Here is an 18629-nt window from a genome sequence, read left to right as displayed (position 1 = left end):
ATCCGCACCGCCGGTGTATGGGATAGGCACTTTCAGGGGCGCGGACTCTTGCCGGGCAGCAACGTCGTCATCGTCGAATCGCCGGCCAAGGCGAAGACCATCAACAAATACCTTGGCTCGGACTACACCGTGGTCGCCAGCTTCGGCCATGTGCGCGACCTTCCGGCGCGCGACGGATCGGTGCGTCCGGACGAAGACTTCGCCATGGATTGGGAGCTGGGCGACCGCTCCAAGCGCCACATCGACGAGATCGCCAAGGCGGTCAAAGGGGCCGAACGCGTCTATCTCGCAACCGACCCGGATCGCGAAGGGGAAGCCATCGCCTGGCACCTGTCCGAGCTGCTGCGTGAAAAACGGCTGATCGACGCGTCCAAGGTCCAGCGCATCACCTTCAACGAGATCACCAAGAGCGCCGTCCAGGCCGCTCTGGAGGCCCCGCGCGACGTCTCGCAGGAATTGGTGGACGCCTATCTGGCCCGCCGCGCGCTCGACTATCTGGTGGGCTTCACCCTGTCGCCGGTGCTGTGGCGCAAGCTGCCGGGCTCCCGCTCGGCGGGCCGCGTGCAGTCGGTGGCGCTGCGCCTGATCTGCGAGCGCGAGTCCGACATCGAGATCTTCAAGCCGCAGGAATACTGGACCATCGAGGTGGGCTTCGCCACGCCGGGCGGCGCCTCCTTCACGGCCCAGCTGACCCAGCTCGACGGCAAGCGGCTCGACAAGTTCGCCCTGCCCGCCCGCGAGGCGGCGGAAGCCGCAGTGGCGCGCATCAGCCCGCAGGCCTTCTCGGTGGCGACGGTGGAGCGCAAGCAGAGCCGCCGCAACCCCTCCCCGCCCTTCACCACCTCGACGCTGCAGCAGGAGGCCTCGCGCAAGCTGGGCTTCGGCGCCACCCGCACCATGCGCACCGCGCAGCGATTGTACGAGGGCGTGGACATCGGCGGCGAGACGGTCGGCCTGATCACCTACATGCGAACCGACGGCGTCAGCCTGTCGCAGGAGGCCATCGAGGGCGCCCGCAACCTGATCGGTTCCCATTGGGGCGAGCGCTACGTCCCGGCGCAGCCGCGCGTCTACAAGACCGCCGCCAAGAACGCCCAGGAAGCCCACGAGGCCATCCGCCCGACCGACCTGTTCCGCCGCCCGGAGGAGGTCTCCTCCTACCTGGAAGGCGATGAGCTGCGGCTGTACGAGCTGATCTGGAAGCGCACGCTGGCCAGCCAGATGGAAAGCGCGGTGCTGGATCAGGTGGCGGTGGACATCGCCTCGCCGTCCAAGGACGTCGTGCTGCGCGCCACCGGCTCGGTCGTCGTGTTCGACGGCTTCCTTAAGGTCTATCAGGAGGACCGCGACGACGGCGCCGCCGACGACGACCAGGAGCGCCGCCTGCCGGCCATGGAGCAGGGCGACGCCCTCGCCCGCGGCGACATCAGCCCGGAGCAGCATTTCACCCAGCCGCCGCCCCGCTACACCGAGGCGAGCCTGGTGAAGAAGCTGGAGGAGCTGGGCATCGGGCGTCCGTCCACCTACGCCTCCATTCTCCAGGTGCTCCAGGACCGCAACTACGTGCGGCTGGACAAGCGGCGCTTCATCCCGGAAGACCGCGGGCGTCTGGTCACCGCCTTCCTTAAGAACTTCTTCAACCGGTACGTCGAGTACAATTTCACCGCCGACCTGGAGAACAAGCTCGACGAGATCTCCGACGGGCGGATCGACTGGAAGACCGTGCTGCGGGACTTCTGGCGCGCCTTCCACGTCGCGGTGGACGGGACCAAGGACCTGACCATCACCCAGGTCCTGACCACGCTGGACGAGGAGCTGGGGCCGCACTTCTTCCCGACCAACGCCGACAGCGACACGCCGGGCCACGACCCGCGCGTCTGCCCGGTGTGCAGCCAGGGCCGGCTCGGCCTGAAGCTCGGCAAGATGGGCGCCTTCATCGGCTGCTCGCGCTACCCGGACTGCCGCTACACCCGGCCGCTCGCCGTCGCCAACGACGAGAACGGGGAGGCGCAGGAAGGCCCGCGCGAGCTGGGCAACGATCCGGAAACCAGCCTGCCGGTGACCGTGCGGCGCGGCCCCTACGGCGCCTACATCCAGCTCGGCCCGCCCCCGGTTTCCGCCGCTCCGGCTGAGGTCGTGGCCGAGGAGGCCCCCGCCGACGGCAAGAAGACCAAGGGCAAGAAGAAGGTCAAGACCGAGGAGCCGAAGCCCAAGCGCGTCTCCCTGCCCAAGGGCATGGCCGCCGCCGACGTGGATCTGGACACCGCGCTGAAGCTGCTCGCCCTGCCGCGCAGCATCGGCAACCACCCGGAGACGGGCGAGGACATCAGCGCCGGCATCGGCCGCTTCGGCCCCTACCTGAAGCACGGCAGCGTCTACAAGTCGCTGACTCCCGACGACGACGTGCTGACCATCGGCATCAACCGCGCGGTGGACCTGCTGGCCGGCGCCGCCAAGAAGGCGTCGGCACCCGCCAAGACGCTGGGCGACCATCCGAAGACCGGCAAGCCGGTAACCACCGGTTCGGGCCGCTTCGGTCCCTACGTCAAGCACGGCTCCGTCTACGCCTCCATCCCCAAGGGAACGGAACCGGACAGCGTGACGCTGGAACAGGCGCTGGAGCTTCTGGAGGCGAAGGCCGCGAAGGACGCCGCCAAGAAGGGCAAGGCCCCGAAGGACGCCGAGCCTGCCGCCGCGGACGGTGCCGAGGCGCCCGCCAAGCCCGAAAAGGCGACCAAGGCCAAGGCGACGGCCACGAAAAAGGAGCCGGCCAAGAAGGATGCGGTGAAGAAGGCCGCTCCGAAAAAGGCGGCCGCCAAAAAGTCCGACGCCGAGAAGGCCGATGCGGGCAGGACCGACGCAGGGGGCGAGGAAAAGCCCGCCGCCCGCAAGCGGGCCTGACCGCGGACAACGACAAGACCGCCAACAAACAGACCGCCGGTGAGCACCTCGCGGGTGCTCACCGGCAGACGCCCGCGCGTCCCTTCATCAAGCGTGACCATGGGAAAACAACGATGACGAGCGGCCGCACGGCCCCGTCAGGCGGTTGCGGTCGCCTTGGCCTTGGCCGCGTTCCGACGGTGGCGCAGCTTGACGCGGATGCGCTCGACAGGGCTGAGCAGCCGGGGGTGGCGGCGCTTCAGCCGAACGAACAGGCGGCGGGCGTTCGCGGAGTTGCGCAGCAGGATCACCCCACCGGCAAGGGCCACCGGGAAGCCGAATGGCCCCGGCAAAGGCGACATCAAGGCGCCCAGACCGATCAGGCCCCACCCCGTGCCGATCAGCGCGAGTTGCCGGACACGGGCAAGCGTGGGCCGGGCCAGCAGCGAACGGCGGATGATGGCGCGGCGATGCATCGGGGCTCCTCCTCCTGTGCCAGGAGCCATATGGGGGCGGCCGGGCATAGGGGAAGAGGCTGGAAGATGTGACCTTTCGAGGGAAGGACGGGCAAAGGGGAGCGTCAATGCAACGGCGTGGCGCTGCTGGGCGGCCCCAGGACGAACAGCGCGGCGGTGACCTCCGCGGGGGCGGGCGCCCATTCGAAGTCGCGCATCAGCTCGCTACGGGCGGCGTCGGCGCGCTCCGCCAGGGCCGCACCGTCGGTGCAGCCGGTCCGCCGGGCCGGCCTGCGGCACCGCCGGTCGGCGCAGCTTTCCAGCATCAGGCGGATCATCCGCTCCCGCTTGGCGGCGTCAACGAAGCCCGACTGGTCGAAATACAGCTTGGTGAAGGCGACCTCGGTCACGGTGGGCGCCGCGCCCTGCTTGCCGACCAGCACCGCCGACACCAGTTCAACGCAACGGCCGGCGTAGTCGGGGATCGGCGCCGTGCCGTCGTCGGCGCGGTCGTACTGGCGGCTCGTCAGTTCGACCAGCCGCCCGGTCGGTTCCTTCACGAGGTAACGGCGCCACACCGGCATATCCGCCTCCCGTCTGGTTTCCCCATGGGCTGAAAAAAGGGTACACCAGACCGGACCGCGACGGAACAGCCCCTTTCCGGCTTCGGCCGGAACCGGACAGCACTCACCGGAGGAGAGGCGCGGCTCAACCTTCGGGAACGGGAAGGGTTTAGCCTGATGAAACTTCTGCGATTCGGCCCGCCGGGCCATGAGCGTCCGGGCCTTCTGGACCGCAACGGCGTGATCCGCGACCTGTCGGGCGTGGTGTCGGACATTGGTCCGGCCACCCTGACCGAGGATGGGCTGGCCCATCTGCGGACGCTCGACACAGACCGGCTGGCCCAGGTGCCGGACGGCACGCGGCTCGGCCCCTGCGTCACCGGGGTGTCCAAGGTGGTCTGCGTCGGGCTGAACTACCGCGCCCACGCGGCCGAATCCGGCTTGCCCGAGCCGGCCGAGCCGGTGCTGTTCATGAAGGCGACCACCGCCATCTGCGGCCCCAACGACCCGGTCCAGATGCCCAGAGGCGCCACCAAGCTCGACTGGGAGGTCGAACTCGGCATCGTCATCGGGCGCACCGCCCGCTACGTCGATCAGGCCGACGCCTTCGACCACATCGCCGGCTATTGCGTCCTCAACGACGTGTCGGAGCGCGCCTTCCAGACCGAGAGCACCGGCCAGTGGGTGAAGGGCAAGAGCGCCGACAGCTTCTGCCCGATCGGCCCCTGGATGGTCACCCGCGACGAGGTGCCCAACCCGCAGGCGCTGCGCCTGTGGCTGGAGGTGGACGGCCAGCCGATGCAGGACAGCACGACCGCCGACATGATCTTCGGCGTGGCCGAGATCGTGTCCTACATCAGCCGCTTCATGACCCTGCTGCCGGGCGACGTCATCGCCACCGGCACGCCGCAGGGCGTGGCGATGGGCCGCGGACCGAACCATCCCTGGCTCCAGCCCGGCCAGACCATGCGCCTGGGCGTCGAGGGGCTGGGCGAGCAGCGCCAGTCCGTCCGCGCCTTCGAAGGTTGAGCGGCGCCGGGACTGGAATGGGAGTGTCTTCGATGAAGCGAACAAGCCGTCTGGCCGCGTGGCTGCTCGCCGCCGGTGTCGGCACCCTGGCGGTGTCCGGGGTCGCGTCCACCTCCGCCAGGGCCGAGGACAGCGCCGCGGCGCTGGCCGGGAAGACCTGCGGCACGCTGGTATCGCGTGTGGCGGAGATTCCCGGCACCGGCCCGGTGTTCCTGCGCAGCTACGACAGCAGCTTCGGCGTCGGCCAGACGTCGGAGCTGCCGCTGCGCGAGGCCGCCTTCACCTACGACAACGCGCTGGCCGTCATCGCCCTGGTCGCCTGCGGCAAGACGGAGCCGGCGCTGCGCATCGGCGAGTCGCTGCTTTCCGCCGCCACGCTGGACCGCGCGCGCCGCCAGGGGCGGCTGCGCAACACCTACCGCGCCGGCGCCCAGACCCAGAAGCCGATCCCACCCAACGGCTGGTGGGACGTCACCGCGAACCGCTGGTTCGAGGACGCCTATCAGGTCGGCTCCGCCACCGGCAACGTCGCCTGGGCGGGCCTGGCCCTGATGACTCTGGGCGAGGCGACCGGCGAGGAGCGCTTCCGCAATGGCGCCGCGGAGTTGGCCCGCTGGGTGGTGGCGAACGCCGCCGACCCGCGCGGACCGGGCGGCTTCAACGGCGGCGTCCAGGGCTTCGACGACAAGCCGCAGGCCCTGACCTGGAAGGCGACGGAGCACAACACGGACCTCGTCGCCCTGTTCGGCTGGCTGGAGCGCAGCGGCACGGCAGGCGACTGGGCCGGGCCGGAGAAGGCGGCGCGCGGCTTTCTCGACCGCATGTGGGCGGACGGCGGCGGGCATTTCCCCACCGGCACGGCGCCGGACGGGGTGACGGTCAACCGGGCCACGTCCGGTCTGGACGCCCAGCTCTGGCCGTTGCTGCTGCGCGGCGCGCCGGAAGCGTGGCGGGCGGCGCTGGATTATGCGGAGAAGGCCCACGGGGTCGACGGCGGTTTCGACTTCAACGACGACCGCGACGGCATGTGGGTGGAGGGCACGGCGCAGGCCGCGCTGGTCTACCGCCTGCTGGGGCGGTCCGACGAGGCGCAGCGGCTTCTGGCCGAGGTCGGCAAGGAGGTCAGCCGCGGCGGCCATGTCTGGGCGACGCGCGAGGACAGCATCACCACCGGCCTCGCCATCGGGCCGGACAGCACCACGGACGATTTCCGCTACTACCGCCGCCCCCATCTCGCGGTGACGGCCTGGACGGTCCTGGCCGCCGTGGGCTGGAACCCGTTCACCGGTGAGCGGGTGAAGTAGACGGTGAAAAGCCCCTCTCCCGCCCCAAGGCGGGAGAGGGAACCCGGCCCCTTACTTGCGGACCTTGTTGATCTCGCCCTGCAGTTCGTTCAGCAGGTCGGCGCCGCCTTCCGCGGCGAACTTGTCCATGGCCGGCTTGACCATCTCACGCATGCGGCCCAGCTCGGCGTCGCTCAGCTCGTTGATCTGCATGCCCTTGTCCTTCAGATAGGCGATGCTCTGCTTCGACGCGTCGCGGCTGTCCTTGCGCTCGAAGTCGCGCGAGGCGGCGGCGGCCTCGGCGATGATCTTGCGCTCGTCGGCGGACAGGCCGTCGTACCAGCGCTTGGAGGCCAGCACGATCCACGGGCTGTAGACGTGCTTGGAAATGGTCAGGTACTTCTGGACCTCGTAGAACTTCGAGGACTGGATGGTGGTGACCGGGTTCTCCTGGCCGTCCACGGTGCCCGTCTCCATGGCGGTGAACAGCTCGGAGAAGGACAGCGGCACGGCGTTGGCGCCGAAGCCGTTGAACATGTCGATGTAGACCGGGTTCTGCATGACGCGCAGCTTGATGCCCTTCAGGTCCTCGACCTTCTCGACCGGGCGCTTGCTGTTGGTCAGATTGCGGAAGCCGTTCTCCCAATAGACGAGGCCGACGAGGCCCTTCTCGTTCAGCTTGGCCGCCAGCTTCTGGCCGAACGGGCCGTCGAACACGGCGTCGGCCTCCTGCTCGTTGTTGAACAAGAAGGGCAGGTCGAAGACGGCGAAGTCCTTGACGATGCCGACCAGCGTGGCGGTCGAGCCGACCATCATCTCCTGCGCGCCGCCGATCAGGGCGTTCTGCATCTGGATGTCGCTGCCCAGGCTGGCGTCGGCGAAACCCTTCACCTTCAGCTTGCCACCGGAGCGCTTGGACATCTCCTCGACGAAGAACTTCACGGCGCGGCCCTGGTTGCTGCTCTCCGACAGGCCATAGCCGAAGCGGATCAGCCGCGGCTTGATGTCCTGGGCGGAGGCGGCGACGGGGGCGAGGATGGCGGCGGCGAGGCCGGTCGCCAGAAGAACGGAACGGAGCAGCTTCATGGGTCGGTTCTTCCCTGTAGCGTGTTGTGATTAATGGCGGAACAGAGTCAGCGGGGCCGTGACGATCTCCGGGACGGCGATCAGCAGGCTCAGCAGAATCAGGTAGGTCAGCAGGAACGGCCAGATGCCGCGCGTGGCGCTTTCCAGCGAGATGCGGGCGACGCCGCACACCACGTTCAGCACCGTGCAGACCGGCGGATGGATCAGGCCCAGCGTGCCGGTCAGGACGAACATCACGCCGAAATAGGTCGGGTCGATGCCCGCCGCCGCCGCCAGCGGGGTCAGCACGGGGCCGAGCACCAGGATCGTCGGCGTCAGGTCCATCACCGTGCCGACGGCCAGCAGCAGCAGCGTGATGGCGACCATCAGCAGCTTCGGATGCTCCAGCAGCGGCGACAGCATCTCGTTCATCTGCTGCGGCAGGTCGGCCAGCGTCACCATGTAGGACGACACCAGCGCCGCCGCGCACAGGAACATCACCGTGCTGGTGGTGCGCGCGGCCTGGACCAGCAGCGGCACCAGATCCTTCAGCGTCACCTGCCGGTAGACGAACAGCGCCACGACCAGCGAGTAGACGGCGGCGACCACCGCAGCCTCGGTCGGGGTGAAGATGCCGCCACGCAGGCCGCCGATGATGATGACCGGCAGGGCCAGCGCCCAGACGCCCTCGACCAGGGCGGTGCGGCGCTCGCCCCAGCTCGCCTTGGGCTGCAGCTTCACGGTCATGCCGCGCACCACGAACATCCAGGTGATGACCAGACCGGCGCCCATCAGCAGGCCGGGCACGATGCCGGCCATGAACAGCCCGCTGATCGAGGTGTTGGTGGTCACGCCGAAGATGATGAAGGGCATGCTGGGCGGAATGATCGGGGCGATGATGCCGCCCGACGCGATCAGGCCGGCGGAGCGCGGCACCGGATAACCGTTGTCGCGCATCATCGGGATCAGCAGCGTGGCGAGCGCCGCCGTGTCGGCGATGGCCGAACCGGACAGGCTGGCCAGCATCACCGACGCGCCGATGGTCACGTAGCCCAGGCCGCCGCGGATGTGCCCGACGAGGCTGACCGCGAGGTTGATGATCCGCTGCGAGATGCCGCCGGCGTTCATCAGCTCGCCGGCCAGGATGAAGAAGGGCACCGCCATCAGCGGGTAGTTGTCGGCGCCGCTCAGCATGTTCTGGGCGACGAGCTGGGCGTCGAAGAAGTCGAGATGCACCATCAGCGCCACGCCCGTCAGCATCAGGGCGAAGGCGATGGGCATGCCGAGCAGCATCAGGCCGAACAGCGAGGAGAGGAAGACCGCAAGGGCCATGGAACGGGCTCCGCTTTCAGAAGGCCGGACGGAATCAATGCTCGGCGATGGCGCCGCCCTGCGGGGCGGTGACGCCGTGGGGGTCGCCGTTGCCGGGGATGTGCGCGGTCGCGTCGCCCGACAGGATTTTCCAGAGGTTGGCGAGGATGGTCAGCGCCATGGCGATCGCCGGGAAGAAGCCCGCGGCGGCGTAGAAGGCCATGGGGAAGCTGAGCACCGTGGAGCGCGTCTCCATCCCGATCAGAAGCTGGAACCAGCTCCCCTCGATGAACAGCCACAGCGCGTAGATCATCAGCAGATGGCTGATCACGGCGCAGGCCCGGCGGACGCGGACCGGCAGGCGCGACTGGAGGATGTCCAGCCCGAGATGCTGGTTGCGGCGCAGCGCCAGCGTGGCGCCCAGGAAGACCAGCCAGACGAACATCAGGCGGGCCAGTTCCTCGGCGGCGACGATGCCGCTGTTGAAACCGTACCGCAGGACCACGTTGCCGAAGACCAGCGCCACCATCACGGCGAGCATCAGCGCCATGATCCATTCGGTGACCATCTCCAGCGCTTCCACCATGCGCTTCATGCACACTCCTCGGCCCGCCTCGCGGCGGGGCTCACCCAAGCGGAAAGGGCGGCGGCAGGGGACGGCGCGGGAGGACACGGGCGGCGCGACGCACCGGCAGCGGGGCCGGGCGGCGGGTCGGGGTTCCTCCCTCGTGGTCTCTTGCCGGGACCTTGAATTTTCTGTGGCGGAAAATAGAGGAGTCCCGCAACCGAGTGAAGAAGATTTTCTTCATAACGGCGCTGAAATCGTCAACCAATGGGCATATCGACGAAAATTATCTTCACAAGCCGCCCTGCCCCGCATAGCTTGTGGCCCAAGGGCGGTGGCGCGACGACCCGCGCCGACAGGTCCTGGCGCGCTATGCCGTTCGCGCCGGCGGTGGTACGGTCCGCCGCCCAAAGACGACCCGGGACCAAGAATGTCGGGGACCAAAAACGCTTTTAGGGATGGACGGTCCGTTTCGATGCTCCAGCCGGTGAACATCCTCGATCACATCCGCGGCCGCCTGCCGGAGCTGAAGCGTTCCGAGGCCCAGGTCGCCGAGATCGTGCTGGCCGAGCCGCAGAAGGTCCTAGGGCAGAGCATCACCATGCTGGCCCAGGCCGCCGGGGTCAGCGAGGCGACCGTCGTCCGCTTCTGCCGCAGCATCGGCTGCGCCGGCTTCCCGGACTTCAAGCTGCGGCTGGCCGAGGGGCAGGCCCGCGGCACCCCCTTCGTCAGCCAGGACGTGGCGCCGGACGACGAGACTCCGACCGTCGCGCGAAAAATCTTTTCATCCGCCGCCGCCGCTCTGAACGACGCGGCGGGCGCGCTGGACATGGCGGCCGTCTCCCGCGCCGTGGAGCTGCTGGCCGACGCCTCCAGCATCCTGTGCATCGGCACCGGCGCCTCGGCGGTGGTGGCGGAGGACGCGGCGCACAAGTTCATGCGCTTCGGCATGGCGGCGCAAGCCAGCGCCGACCCGATGATGGTCCGCATGCTGGCGGTCAATCTGGGGGCGCGCGGGGTGCTGCTGGCGATCTCCAACACCGGGCGCACCGTGATGGTGACGGAGCTGGCGCAGATGGCCCGCGACCTGGGCATCCCGGTCATCGCGATCACCGCGCCGGGCTCGCCGCTGGCCGCGGTGTCGTCGGTCGCCATTGGCCACACGCCGGTCGAGGACGCGGAAATCTACACGCCGATGGCCTCCCGCCTCGTCCATCTGGCGATCATCGACGTGCTGTCCACCGGCGTCGCCCTGAAGCTCGGCGCCGAGGCGCGGCACCATCTGGCCAAGGTGAAGGCCGTGCTGTCCGGCACCCGCTCCTCCCACGGCAAGCCCGCCAGGACCCGCCATCGGGCCTGATCGTCGGGCCGGGCGGCCTGGACCTTCGACAGGCCGCCCGCCGGACCGCCGTCAGTGCCGCACCCCCGACCCGCCGACGGCAACGATGCTGTAGGGCGTGCCGGCCACCGCGATCGTGCGCTCCTCCCGCAACGTCTCGGTGGAAACCACGCGCAACAGCCCCTTGAGCGGATCGGTCACCACCACGTGGTCGCCGGCCACCGCCAGCCGCGGCCGCGGGTTGCGCCAGTGGCCGTCCATCGAATAGGGGGCGGTCAGCTGGACGCTCGCCTCGATCGCGCCGGACACGACGTTGAGCCGATGCAGCCGGCCGTCCTCGGTCAGAATGTAGGCCTGGTTGGCCTTGGCGTCGTCCAGCGCGAAGTCCACGCGGCGCGTCGGCAGGTCGATCTTGCGAACGCCCGGTTCGTCGCCCGGCTCGATGATGACGACGGCGCGCGGCCCGTAATTGCCGAGGAAGAACTGCATCGCCGTTCCGCCCTTGAGCGTCGAGACGTTGCCGTCACCAAGCGCGGCGGTGGACACATGGCGCAGCGTCGGCGGCTTCGAGCCGCCGGCCGGGTGAGCGAAGACGAGTCCGTCCTTGCAGCCGAAGGCGAACACGCCCACCGACTGGGCCTGCCCGTGAACCGCCGGGCAATGCACCACCCCACCAACCGGCTTGCCCTCCGCGTCGATGATCTTGAGGCCGACGCGCGGCTTTTCGGGATCGTCGTGCGGGACCGAAACGACCAGGAACTCGCCCATCGGAGCGGCGAGGCCATGATGAGCGGCGCCCGGCTTCAGGTTGCGGGCCTTGACCGTCCCTTCCAACAGGTCGCTTTCCCGGTACAGAGCGACATCGCCCGTGCCATCGTCGAACAGCGCAATGGTGCCGGAGCCGTCCACGACGTGGGCCGGCTTGGTCCCCGTGATCGCGGTGGGCAGGAGTTTGGCGTCTTCGATCGCGATGTCCGCGTGGTCCCCATGGTCCTCGAACGAAAGTCCGGTGCCGATGACCGCGACCTTTCCGGCATCGCCTTGAACGGCGAAGACGGTGCGGCCGCTGGTGCTGCGTGCGAGGGCCGGCGACTGGTCGAGCCTGAAGACTCCCGCGCTCGCTCCGTCCTCAAGATCGACGGCATGGACGACCCCGTCGGCGTGATCGCCGATGAACAGGCGGTGGTGCGTCGCGCTCGCGGCGTGCTTGTGATCGTCGGCCAGCGCCGCACCGGCGGCGAGCCCCCCGGCCGTGGCACCGATCCACAGCAGCGTCGAGAGAATGGGCAGGCGGTTCATATGCAACCTCGTTGTCAGACCTTGCGATGCGGCTTAGGGGACGCGGCTCACCCGCCCGCCGCGCCGGGAACGTGGCGGTTGACTCCCTCAAAAGCGCACGTAACGTTATAACGTTACATTCCGACAGCGCAACCACCCTTGCGTCATGACGCGGGTCTGCCCTTGCCATTCCCGCCGGCTTCGTCCAATTGATGCGCCGCCGTTCCCGATTCACAGACAGTTCTCGCCCATGCCAGCCATAGCCCTCAGCGTCGCACCGATGATGGAGCTAACAGACCGCCATTGCCGGACCTTCCATCGCCTGCTGTCGAAGAATACGCTGCTCTACACCGAGATGGTCACCACCGGCGCCATTCTGCATGGCGACCGCGAGCGGCTGCTCGGCTACGAAGCGGCGGAGCATCCGGTGGCGCTCCAGCTCGGCGGCTCGGACCCGGTGGATCTGGCCGCCTGCGCCCGCATCGCCGAGGAGTGGGGCTATGACGAGGTCAACCTGAACGTCGGCTGCCCGAGCGACCGCGTGCAGTCGGGCCGCTTCGGCGCCTGCCTGATGGCCGAGCCCGATCTGGTCGCCCGGCTGGTCGGCGCCATGCGCGAGGCGGTGTCGATTCCCGTCACCGTGAAGTCGCGGATCGCCATCGACGAGATGGAGGAATGGCCGACGCTGGACCATTTCGTGCGCACGGTGTCCGCCGCCGGCTGCACCCACTTCATCGTGCACGCCCGCAAGGCATGGCTGAAAGGGTTGAGCCCCAAGGAGAACCGGGACATCCCGCCGCTGCGCTACGACCTCGTGCACCGGCTGAAGCAGGAGAACCCGCAGCTCACCATCGCCATCAACGGCGGCATCCGGACCCTGGACGAGGCGGAGGAGCATCTCGCCACGCTGGACAGCGTGATGATCGGGCGCGCCGCCTACGAGACGCCCTACATCCTGGCCGACGCCGACCGCCGCCTGTTCGGCGGGGAACCCGGCCCCGACCGCTATGCGGTGGTCGAGTCCATGGCGGCCTACGCCGAGGAGCGGATGCGCCAGGGGGCGCCGCTGTCGGCGATCACCCGGCACATGCTGGGGCTGTTCCAGGGCCTGCCCGGCGCCCGCGCGTGGCGCCGCCACATCAGCGAGAACGCCCATCTGCCCGGCGCCGGGCCGGAGGTGCTGCTGAAGGCCGCCGCGCTGGTGCCGCGCCGGGTCATGGCGTCCACCGCGGAGTAAACTCCAGCTTCTGACCCCCAGCTTCCGGCCACCAAAGCCGGGCGCGCCGCTGCATGGGTGCCATCGCAAGGTTGCCGTGCGGCTGGCGGGCCGACCTGCCTTACGTTGGCGTTCCTACGATCCAGCCGGAACGCCCCGCCCTCCCATGCGCCTTCTCATCCTGATGCTCGGTCTCGCCGGATTCGCGAGCGCCTTTTCGCTGCGGACGACCGACCCGATGCTGACCGTCATCGCGTCGGACCTGGACATCGGCGTGGCCGAGGCGGCCCTGCTCTCCTCCGCCTACACGCTGCCCTACGCGGCGATGCAGTTGATCCTGGGGCCGGTCGGCGACGCCATCGGCAAGACGCGGCTGATCCGGCTGTCGCTGGTCGTCCTGACCATCGGCGTGGCGCTGTCGGCGGTGGCGCCCGGCTACTACGCCGTGCTGGCCTCCCGGATGCTGGCCGGCGCCTTCGCCGGGGGGATCATCCCGGCCTCTATGGCACTGATCGGCGACCGCGTGGTCTACACGGAGCGGCAGTTCGCCATCAGCCGATTCCTGCTGGCCGTCATCCTTGGCCAGATGTCCGGCTCCGCCGTGGCCGGCGCCCTGTCGGAGGTGGCGGGCTGGCGCACCGTCTTCGCCCTGGCGGCGCTGGTGACCGGCCTGATCGCGCTGACCGCCGCCCTGCTCCTGAAGGGCGAGCGGGAGGAGCGGCTTCCCCTGTCGGTGGCCGACGCGCGGACGCGCTACGCCTCCGTCCTGGCGAACCCGGTGTCGGTCTGGGTCTTCGCCACGGTGGCGGCGGAAGGGCTGCTGATCTTCGGCGTCTTCCCCTTCGTCGCCCCCATGCTGGCCCACCACGGGGCGGAGGGCGCCTTCGAGGCTGGGGTGACGCTCGCCGCCTTTGCCATCGGCGGAGTCGTCTACAGTTTCGTGGTGCGGCGACTGCTCGGCACGCTCGGCCAATGGGGAATGATGGGCGCCGGCGGTCTGGTGGCCGGAGGGTCCTATCTGGCGATGCTGGCCCCGGTGCCCTGGCCGGTGGTGTCGCTGCTGTTCCTGGTCGCCGGCTTCGGCTTCTACATGCTGCACAACACCATGCAGACCCAGGCGACGGAGCTGTCGGCGACGGCGCGCGGGTCGGCGCTCGCCCTTTTCGCCTCCTCCTTCTTCCTGGGACAGGGGATCGGGCCGGTGGTCTATGGGGCGGTCGCCGATCGGGTCGGCCTGCCCGCCCTGTTCCTGTTCGGCGGTGTGCTGACCATGCTGCTGGGCGTCGGGGCCGCGCGGCTGATCCGCCGCCCAACGTGAGGGATGGGCCTGACGGATCGGCGTGAGCGATGTTTCAATATTTCGGATATCCCCAGATTCTGTGGATAACTCTGTTGGCGAATCGAGGGGTAACCGAAGGGACAGGCGGCCCCTCAAGGGGTCCGATGAAAATGCCTCGTTTTTAGGCACATTAGAAAACGGCTCCAATCAAGGGTTTTTCCCGCGCCCCTCACCAATCCAGCTCCGACCCGGCGGCTGCCCCGCCCCGCAACGGGAGTCAAGCGAAGGATATCGCCGCCTGTGAACAACTTTGCTTGACAGGGCCTGTGGGCCACGGCAAAGGGCTGCTCCCGGCGCCGAGACGACTTGCGCGCCACCGGTCCGCAGGGCACTCTGGCGCCATGTTCACCGTCAGCGAAAGCGAAGCCGAAACGATCCGACGGGCCTTCCACGAACGTGGGGAATGGTCCGCCGTGGTGGAGCTGCGTCGGCTGTTCCCGGTCTTCGCCAACAACCCGGAGGCGCTGCGTTGCGTGCGCGCCATCGCCGGTTGGCAGCCCCTGCCCGACCCCGCCACGGCTCCACCCAAGGTAACCCCGCTGCGGCGCCGCAAGCCGGCGGAGCCGCAGCCCTGAGACTCAGGTGGCCGTGCGCGGTCCGCGGTCGATCAACGTGTCGGCCAACGGCACGACCTTGCCGCCGTCGGCCACCACCTGAAGCTCCGGCACGCCGGACTGGGCGCGGCGCTCGGCGAGGAGAACCTCCAGCATCGCCTCGACCTTCGGCATGTGGACGGTCTGCTGGTCGAAGGGCATCTGGATGCCCTGCTCGCGGAACTGCTCCAGGATGCGCAGGCGCAGCTCGTTGCGCACCGGGATGATGTGCTCGGTGTTGGCGACGAAGCAGCGCAGCTCGAACTCCGGCCCGCTCGGCCCGAAGTCGCGGAACATCACGACCGGCTCCGGGTTGCGCAGCACCTGGGCGTGGCCGTAGCCGATCCTCAGCAGCAGCGCGTAGACGTGCCGGGCGTCGGTGTCGTAGGTGATGCGGACCTTGATCTCGATGCGGGTGGTCTTGTCCTTCAGCGTCCAGTTGACCACCGACTTGGAGATGAATTCCGAGTTCGGGATGATGACGGAGGCGCGCTGGAAGGTCTGGATCTCCGTCGCGCGGACGCTGATCCGGCGCACCGTGCCCTCCAGCCCGTTGACGACCACCCAGTCGCCCACCTTCACCGGCCGCTCCACCAGCATGATCAGGCCGGAGATGAAATTGCTGACGACGTTCTGAAGACCGAAACCGATACCGACCGACAGGGCCGAGGCGATCATGGCGAGGCTGGACAGGTCGAGCCCCAGCGTGCCGACCGACATCAGCACCGCCATGGTGGTGCCGAGATAGCCCACCCCCATGCGGATGGAGTTGCGCACGCCGTCGTCCATGTTGACGCGGCCGAGGATGCGCTCGTCGAGCTGGCGCTGGATGAAGCGGGTCACCGCGACGACGACGCCCAGCACCATCAGCGCCGACATGATGTCGCCCGGCGCGATGCGCACGCCGCCCACCGTGACGCCGCTGAGGAAGCCGTCGGCCAGCCCCTTCATTTCCGACAGGGTCATGCCGGTCAAAGGCAGCAGGAAGAAGGCCGCCACGGTCAGCAGCAGACCGTCGATCACCGTCCGCCCGGCCTGCCCCAGCATCCGCCGGCCACGGTCGGTGGCGATCACGATGTCGCGCACCTCCGCCACCTGCCCGCTGCCGCGCTCCAGCAGGACGCACAGCAGCTCGCGCAGGACGCCGCGCGCCACCAGCAGGACACCGCCGATGATGAGGGTGGTCAGCATCAGCTTCGAGGCGTAGATGGCGCCGACCAGATAGCCCGCCCCCGACGCCACCAGCGAGGCGAGCGCCACCGCCCCGATCAGCAGGCGCAAGCGCAGCCCGACGACCCGCGGACGGGCGGGCAGCACCTCTTCGGCTTCTGTCGCGGGTGCGGACGCCGGAGGCGGCAGGGTGACGTCCACTGCGGCCCCAGGCGTGGGGTCCGGGCATCCGCAATCGTCGGTCTCCTCGGCCTCCGGCGGCGGGGCGGCGAGCCAGAGGTGATCGGGGTAGAGGAACAGCAGCGACACGGCGATCAGCGCCATGGTGCCGAAGCCGGTGATCGACCGCAGTTCCGGCGGGGTGAACATGCCCTCCGACAAAGCGATGCCGGTGCCGGCCAGGGCCAGCCCGATCATGACGAGCGGGACGCGGCGGACCAGACGCCGTGCGCTGTCCGGGTCGAGGTTGGCGAGCTGCCAGGACGGATGGTCGGGCGCCAAGGTGGCGCGGGCGACGCCGGTGACCAGGAAATAGGCGGTCAGGCCGCCCGACACCCCGACCACCAGCGCGGTCAGCGGCCCAGCGTCCGCCGCGTCGCGCAGCAGCCCGACCAGGGCGCCGCTCAGCACCAGCGTCGGCACCAGCGGCACCAGGCAACGGGCCAGCGCCTCCACCGCCATCGCCACCACCCGCTGGCGGTAGCTGGGCCGCTCCTCCAGGTCGCGGTGGCCGTAACGGCGCAGCAGCACCCGGCGCACCGGCCAGGCAACCAGGAAGAGGACGGCGGCGAGCGCGCCCAGGCCATACAGGCGGCCGCGCCACTCGTCGTCGCCCATCACGATGCCGAAGGCCCGCGCGATGCGCTCCTGCACATAGGCCGTCTGCTCGGGCAGGGCGGCCCAGGTGGCGGGCAGCAGCGGCACCGGGCCGCGACGGACGATCAGCTCGGTGAGCTGGGTCATGCGCTGGTCGGCGGCGGTGCGCAGCAGGATGTCGGCGCGGGTGACGATCAGCTCGGTCTGCTTGGTCCGCCCTTCCGCCTCGCCGATGGTCTGGCTCAGGCGCTTGCGCTCCGCGGCGATCCCCGCCTCCTCGGGCGGAGCGCCTTGGGCCGGCGGCGGACCCAGCGCATCGAGCATGCGCTGGGCGGTGTCACGGGCGGCCGACGCGGCGGCCCCGGCCTCGCGGACCTCATGCTGGATCTTCGCCAGATCGGCGCGCAGCGTCTCGTATTCGGTGTTCGCCAGATCACCCCCGGCGATGCGGTTGGCCGCCTTTTCCAACGCGTTCTGCCATTGCGGCAGCCGCGTCTTGAAGTCCGCCACCGCTTCCGCCGCCGGGGCGGCGGACTGGGCCAGGGCCGATGGAGCGGCGGCACCCGCCGCAAGCGCACCGCACAGCATCAGGGCTGCCAGAAGCCGGCCGATCCGGCAACGGAAGGCGGAAGAAATCTGCATCACCGTTCGAAGTCTCTTGTTGGCGAAAGGCTGCGACCCGGCGAACCGGGAAATGGGATACCTATACTCTTCGGCGTCGCGGCAAAAGTATGGCGCTTCCTGTCACCTGAATGTGACAGGAAGGATCGGGATCACGGATTCGTTCGCGAGGACCCGAGCGAAGCGCCTGTCCGGGGTCCGGTGTTTCGTGCATCTGCCTTCTGATTGGGCATGGCGTGGTTGCGTGTCTTGATGATACAGGTTGTTCATCGTCGCTTCACACGCACGTCATCATGGCCGGCTTGACCGACATCGACCGCACCCTGCTCCGCACCGCGCTGAAGGCCGCCAAGCGCAACGACGTCCCATCCGTCGGGATGCCGACCGAGACGCTGGAACGGCTTCTGGAGTATCTGGCGGTTCTGGAAGGCGCGCAGCCCGGCGCGCCGACCGAGGGCGCTCCAGGGTCGAATTGACCCTTCAACCATTGCTTGGACGGCAATGGCAGGGCGTTCCAACCCCGCGTTACATACTATGGTATGTCTACCGGCCGGTGCCGAACCTACGGGAACACTGAACGGCACGTTGTGACATCGAATTCGAGTCTCAACCGATACTCGACGAGCCCTATCGAACGGAGTAAGACTTTGGGACCCACTCCTTCAGGCGGACGATCCTCTTGTGCCAGTTTGCCACACCGGAATGCGGTCACGCCTGTCGCGCGATCAGGCTCGTCCGCGAACACAGCCGCGGGCCCGTGGGGCTGGATGCGCGCGCCTATCTGATCCGGGTTGAGCGTCGGCTCATGCAGTTCCACTGCGGCGCTTCGCTGGGCATTCCAACGAAAGTAACGCAGGTCCGCGAGGCCGCCGAGTAACCGGCCGCCAGTCCCGCATACCCTCAATCCCTCCCGCTGGGGGCATCGGAGCGGCCCCGGTCCGGTTCGCGGCTCCGTTCTTCCTTCTCCTGGCGGCCCCCATCCGACGCCTCGTCGCGTTCCTGCTGACGCTGCCATTGATCGAACTTCTCGGGATCGGTCACCAGATCGATGACGGACGGCTTCCGGTTGCCGTCGTCGCGCTGTGCGGGCATGAACACCTCCATCG

Annotated in this window: 16 protein-coding genes; 8 read left to right on the top strand and 8 right to left on the bottom strand. The window is 68.9% G+C overall.

The window, feature by feature from the left end; genetic code table 11:
* Nucleotides 1-48 precede the first annotated feature (48 nt).
* Nucleotides 49-2901, top strand: coding sequence for a type I DNA topoisomerase (topA, locus tag JJL56_RS02465; protein WP_200484066.1), 2853 nt, complete (start codon nucleotides 49-51; stop codon nucleotides 2899-2901).
* Between the two features lie 137 nt (nucleotides 2902-3038).
* On the opposite strand, the gene JJL56_RS02460 is transcribed toward topA, so the two are convergent.
* Nucleotides 3039-3356, bottom strand: coding sequence for a hypothetical protein (locus tag JJL56_RS02460; RefSeq protein WP_145623782.1), 318 nt, complete (start codon nucleotides 3354-3356; stop codon nucleotides 3039-3041).
* 104 nt (nucleotides 3357-3460) lie between these two features.
* Entirely contained in the window at nucleotides 3461-3919 is a 459-nt protein-coding gene (locus tag JJL56_RS02455; protein WP_200484065.1) for a hypothetical protein, read from the bottom strand.
* Nucleotides 3920-4075: 156 nt separating this feature from the next.
* Between JJL56_RS02455 and JJL56_RS02450 the strand changes: the two genes are divergently transcribed.
* Both JJL56_RS02450 and JJL56_RS02445 read left to right on the top strand, forming a co-directional pair.
* Nucleotides 4076-4927, top strand: a complete 852-nt coding sequence (locus tag JJL56_RS02450; protein WP_200484064.1) for a fumarylacetoacetate hydrolase family protein — start codon at nucleotides 4076-4078, stop codon at nucleotides 4925-4927.
* A gap of 32 nt (nucleotides 4928-4959) precedes the next feature.
* Nucleotides 4960-6231, top strand: coding sequence for a hypothetical protein (locus JJL56_RS02445; protein ID WP_200484063.1), 1272 nt, complete (start codon nucleotides 4960-4962; stop codon nucleotides 6229-6231).
* A 51-nt stretch (nucleotides 6232-6282) separates the two neighbouring features.
* Here JJL56_RS02445 and JJL56_RS02440 read toward each other — a convergent pair whose 3' ends face one another.
* The 3 genes from JJL56_RS02440 to JJL56_RS02430 are packed head-to-tail and all read right to left on the bottom strand — an operon-like array spanning nucleotide 6283 to nucleotide 9181.
* Entirely contained in the window at nucleotides 6283-7296 is a 1014-nt protein-coding gene (locus JJL56_RS02440; RefSeq protein ID WP_200484062.1) for a TRAP transporter substrate-binding protein, read from the bottom strand.
* Nucleotides 7297-7326: 30 nt separating this feature from the next.
* Nucleotides 7327-8607, bottom strand: a complete 1281-nt coding sequence (locus JJL56_RS02435; protein ID WP_145623786.1) for a TRAP transporter large permease — start codon at nucleotides 8605-8607, stop codon at nucleotides 7327-7329.
* 34 nt (nucleotides 8608-8641) lie between these two features.
* Nucleotides 8642-9181 carry a TRAP transporter small permease gene (locus JJL56_RS02430; protein WP_200484061.1) on the bottom strand — a complete coding sequence of 180 codons (540 nt, stop codon included), beginning with the start codon at nucleotides 9179-9181 and terminating at the stop codon, nucleotides 8642-8644.
* 445 nt (nucleotides 9182-9626) lie between these two features.
* Between JJL56_RS02430 and hexR the strand changes: the two genes are divergently transcribed.
* Nucleotides 9627-10511: a transcriptional regulator HexR gene (gene hexR / locus JJL56_RS02425; protein ID WP_200484060.1), complete on the top strand. Its 885-nt coding sequence runs from the start codon at nucleotides 9627-9629 to the stop codon at nucleotides 10509-10511.
* Between the two features lie 51 nt (nucleotides 10512-10562).
* Here the strand turns inward: hexR and JJL56_RS02420 are convergent, their stop codons facing one another.
* A complete protein-coding gene (locus JJL56_RS02420) occupies nucleotides 10563-11789 on the bottom strand; it encodes a metallochaperone AztD (RefSeq protein ID WP_200484059.1) in 1227 nt (408 codons plus the stop codon).
* A 229-nt stretch (nucleotides 11790-12018) separates the two neighbouring features.
* Here JJL56_RS02420 and dusA point away from each other — a divergent pair, with 229 nt between their 5' ends.
* The 3 genes from dusA to JJL56_RS02405 all read left to right on the top strand — a co-directional run bounded on the left by dusA (nucleotide 12019) and on the right by JJL56_RS02405 (nucleotide 14898).
* Complete coding sequence (gene dusA, locus JJL56_RS02415; protein WP_200484058.1) at nucleotides 12019-13005, top strand: tRNA dihydrouridine(20/20a) synthase DusA; 987 nt, start codon at nucleotides 12019-12021, stop codon at nucleotides 13003-13005.
* Between the two features lie 145 nt (nucleotides 13006-13150).
* Entirely contained in the window at nucleotides 13151-14302 is a 1152-nt protein-coding gene (locus tag JJL56_RS02410) for an MFS transporter (RefSeq protein ID WP_200484057.1), read from the top strand.
* Between the two features lie 362 nt (nucleotides 14303-14664).
* Complete coding sequence (locus tag JJL56_RS02405; protein ID WP_200484056.1) at nucleotides 14665-14898, top strand: hypothetical protein; 234 nt, start codon at nucleotides 14665-14667, stop codon at nucleotides 14896-14898.
* 3 nt (nucleotides 14899-14901) lie between these two features.
* Here the strand turns inward: JJL56_RS02405 and JJL56_RS02400 are convergent, their stop codons facing one another.
* Complete coding sequence (locus JJL56_RS02400; protein ID WP_247890906.1) at nucleotides 14902-17544, bottom strand: DUF3772 domain-containing protein; 2643 nt, start codon at nucleotides 17542-17544, stop codon at nucleotides 14902-14904.
* 272 nt (nucleotides 17545-17816) lie between these two features.
* On the opposite strand from JJL56_RS02400, the gene JJL56_RS02395 reads away from it, so the two are divergent.
* A complete protein-coding gene (locus JJL56_RS02395) occupies nucleotides 17817-17999 on the top strand; it encodes a hypothetical protein (protein ID WP_145623793.1) in 183 nt (60 codons plus the stop codon).
* Between the two features lie 424 nt (nucleotides 18000-18423).
* On the opposite strand, the gene JJL56_RS02390 is transcribed toward JJL56_RS02395, so the two are convergent.
* Complete coding sequence (locus JJL56_RS02390; RefSeq protein ID WP_247889319.1) at nucleotides 18424-18615, bottom strand: hypothetical protein; 192 nt, start codon at nucleotides 18613-18615, stop codon at nucleotides 18424-18426.
* Nucleotides 18616-18629: the final 14 nt, after the last annotated feature.

Origin of the sequence: Azospirillum aestuarii (genome assembly GCF_016632405.1) — a bacterium.
GTDB lineage: Bacteria > Pseudomonadota > Alphaproteobacteria > Azospirillales > Azospirillaceae > Azospirillum > Azospirillum aestuarii.
Note: the sequence above shows the minus strand (reverse complement) of the source record. Positions and strands in the feature narration are given on the sequence as shown.

What these genes read in the sequence shown, in the direction of transcription:
- JJL56_RS02460 (WP_145623782.1), bottom strand. Translation starts at nt 3,356, where the DNA reads ATGCATCGCCGCGCCATCATCCGCCGTTCGCTGCTGGCCCGGCCCACG.
- JJL56_RS02455 (WP_200484065.1), bottom strand. Translation starts at nt 3,919, where the DNA reads ATGCCGGTGTGGCGCCGTTACCTCGTGAAGGAACCGACCGGGCGGCTG.
- JJL56_RS02450 (WP_200484064.1), top strand. Translation starts at nt 4,076, where the DNA reads ATGAAACTTCTGCGATTCGGCCCGCCGGGCCATGAGCGTCCGGGCCTT.
- JJL56_RS02445 (WP_200484063.1), top strand. Translation starts at nt 4,960, where the DNA reads ATGAAGCGAACAAGCCGTCTGGCCGCGTGGCTGCTCGCCGCCGGTGTC.
- JJL56_RS02440 (WP_200484062.1), bottom strand. Translation starts at nt 7,296, where the DNA reads ATGAAGCTGCTCCGTTCCGTTCTTCTGGCGACCGGCCTCGCCGCCGCC.
- JJL56_RS02435 (WP_145623786.1), bottom strand. Translation starts at nt 8,607, where the DNA reads ATGGCCCTTGCGGTCTTCCTCTCCTCGCTGTTCGGCCTGATGCTGCTC.
- JJL56_RS02430 (WP_200484061.1), bottom strand. Translation starts at nt 9,181, where the DNA reads ATGAAGCGCATGGTGGAAGCGCTGGAGATGGTCACCGAATGGATCATG.
- hexR (WP_200484060.1), top strand. Translation starts at nt 9,627, where the DNA reads ATGCTCCAGCCGGTGAACATCCTCGATCACATCCGCGGCCGCCTGCCG.
- JJL56_RS02420 (WP_200484059.1), bottom strand. Translation starts at nt 11,789, where the DNA reads ATGAACCGCCTGCCCATTCTCTCGACGCTGCTGTGGATCGGTGCCACG.
- dusA (WP_200484058.1), top strand. Translation starts at nt 12,019, where the DNA reads ATGCCAGCCATAGCCCTCAGCGTCGCACCGATGATGGAGCTAACAGAC.
- JJL56_RS02410 (WP_200484057.1), top strand. Translation starts at nt 13,151, where the DNA reads ATGCGCCTTCTCATCCTGATGCTCGGTCTCGCCGGATTCGCGAGCGCC.
- JJL56_RS02405 (WP_200484056.1), top strand. Translation starts at nt 14,665, where the DNA reads ATGTTCACCGTCAGCGAAAGCGAAGCCGAAACGATCCGACGGGCCTTC.
- JJL56_RS02400 (WP_247890906.1), bottom strand. Translation starts at nt 17,544, where the DNA reads ATGCAGATTTCTTCCGCCTTCCGTTGCCGGATCGGCCGGCTTCTGGCA.
- JJL56_RS02395 (WP_145623793.1), top strand. Translation starts at nt 17,817, where the DNA reads ATGGCCGGCTTGACCGACATCGACCGCACCCTGCTCCGCACCGCGCTG.
- JJL56_RS02390 (WP_247889319.1), bottom strand. Translation starts at nt 18,615, where the DNA reads ATGCCCGCACAGCGCGACGACGGCAACCGGAAGCCGTCCGTCATCGAT.